We start from the raw sequence: 2,064 nt of genomic DNA, 5'->3' as shown, positions 1-2,064 counted from the left end.
CATCAATTGCTGCTTCACGAGAGACCGCCTTGTAAACAAGTTTCAAATCGCTCATAAATGCTTTGTGATGTTTAGAGGCAACATACTTAATTGAATGGCGGATTTGATGAATAACACAAAGTTGAACCTCTGTTTGTGGGTAAATAGTATTAATCGCTTCAGGAAAGCCAACTAATCCATCGACACAAGCAATTAAAATGTCATTTAATCCTCGGTTTTGTAAATCGGTCAACACCGATAACCAAAAATGAGCCCCTTCGTTTTCAGATAAATACAAGCCTAATACTTCCTTTTTTCCGGCTAAATTAAGTGCAAGTACAGTATAAACAGCCTTGCTGTGATAAACCCCATCTTCTTTTACTTTATAATGAATTGCATCCATCCAAACAAACGGATAAAGCGATTCTAGCGGTCGTTGTTGCCATAATCTGAGCTCAGGAATGATTTTATCTGTAATGGCGGTTAAAGTTGCAGGAGAAAGACGAAAAGCATAAATCTCTTCAATATGCTGGCTGATATCTTTATAACTCATCCCCAGCGCATACATACTGAGAATTTTTTGTTCAATTTCATCGTTTAATGTTGTCTGATTTTTTTTGATGAGTTGAGGTTCAAATGAACCGTTTCTATCTCTTGGTGCATCAAGTTCGAAACTGCCTGATGAGCTTTTTATTGTCTTTGAACTCTTACCATTACGCCGATTAGGGGTAATGTCGTTGGCTAAATGAGAATCTAATTCCGCCGATAACGCCGCTTCTGTTAGCTGCTTGATTAATGGCGTTAAAATACCATCTTTACCCGTTAGCGGTTGACCATTTTGTAATAATTTTAATGCTTTTTCAAAATCAAATTCTTAGGACATGTGTCATTTCCTTTTTTGCTACATAGTTTACCGAAATGACACAGAATATTGAACAGTCTCTAATATGTAGAAAAACGTCGTATTGTTTACACTTCATTATTAAAATAATCGCCTTTTGCTTTGTTATTTTAAAAAAAATAAAATCAATACCTTTTTGAGCAATTGTTATAGGAAGCCATCGCCTAGCCGAAATTCGCCTAAAACGGCATATTACCTTGAGTGATGTTGTGCCCGAGCCGATTATTCGCTACACCTATGATGAACGAGGGCAACTTAGCGAAGCCATCAATCATCATATTGATTACACGCCGAGTGGCAAAGTAAAAACAGAAAAACTGTTTGATGGGCGCTATATCGTTTGGGATTATGATGCTAATGACCAGATAATCAAGCGAACAGAATACGGCGATACTCGGCAAGACGACACCGCCTTAATTACCACCTATGAGCGTGACCATTGCGGACGGTTAACAGCCCGTATATTGCCTGATGGGCAAAAGGTCACCTACCACTATGATGGATTTGGTCGACTCAATGAGGTGGACGATGGCAAATGGCCACTGGTATGGCAATACGACAAATGTGGACGCATCACGCAAGAGCACCAAGGCTTTAGTAGTCAATATTTTGATTATGACCAAGCGGGACGCTTATTTAGAATGCGCCTGCCTGATGGTAACATCTTAACCCACTATTACCGAGGTGATGAAGTCAGCCAAATCGACCTAAACGGTCAAACACTATCGACCCACCGCTGGCAGGAAGGCAATGAAATTGCCCGTAGCATGGGGCGATTTGGCGAACTCAATTGTCATCAGCAATTTGATAGCCGTGGTCGATTGCTTAATCAAAAAGTCAGGGTCAAAGACAGCCTGAATAAACCGATTGAACGTCATTACCAATATAATATTGCCGGTGAGCTCACCCAAATGACCGACAACTACAAAGGGGTAAAAACCTTTACCCACGACTTAAAAAGCCGACTCAGTAGCGCTAGCCACCAACCTTATAGCCAAGGGCAGTTACCGGATGAGCTGAGCTATAAAGGCTATCATGAGCACTTTTATTTCGACGGGGCCGATAACTTACTGGGCAGTGAAAAGCCACTTGATGAATTAAAACACGCATCATCTACTGCCAAAACCCATGGCACCCCCAAAGCACCCTGCCCCCACAGCAACAAGCTCAAGGCTAACCGCTTA

At 41.2% G+C, this 2,064-nt stretch carries 1 protein-coding gene and 1 pseudogene; one reads left to right on the top strand and one right to left on the bottom strand.

The genetic code is table 11. From position 1 onward, the window contains the following. Positions 1–850 (bottom strand): annotated as a pseudogene (locus A9G42_RS07440) (IS256 family transposase); the annotation flags it as partial. Between the two features lie 227 nt (positions 851–1,077). Here A9G42_RS07440 and A9G42_RS07435 point away from each other — a divergent pair. Beyond that, positions 1,078–2,064, top strand: a 987-nt coding sequence (locus A9G42_RS07435) for an RHS repeat domain-containing protein (RefSeq protein WP_143426127.1), incomplete at its 3' end; no start/stop codon positions are given.

The organism is Gilliamella sp. Nev6-6, from assembly GCF_001690605.1.
Taxonomy (GTDB): Bacteria; Pseudomonadota; Gammaproteobacteria; order Enterobacterales; family Orbaceae; genus Gilliamella; species Gilliamella apicola_C.
This window is presented reverse-complemented; position numbering and strand designations above follow the sequence as displayed.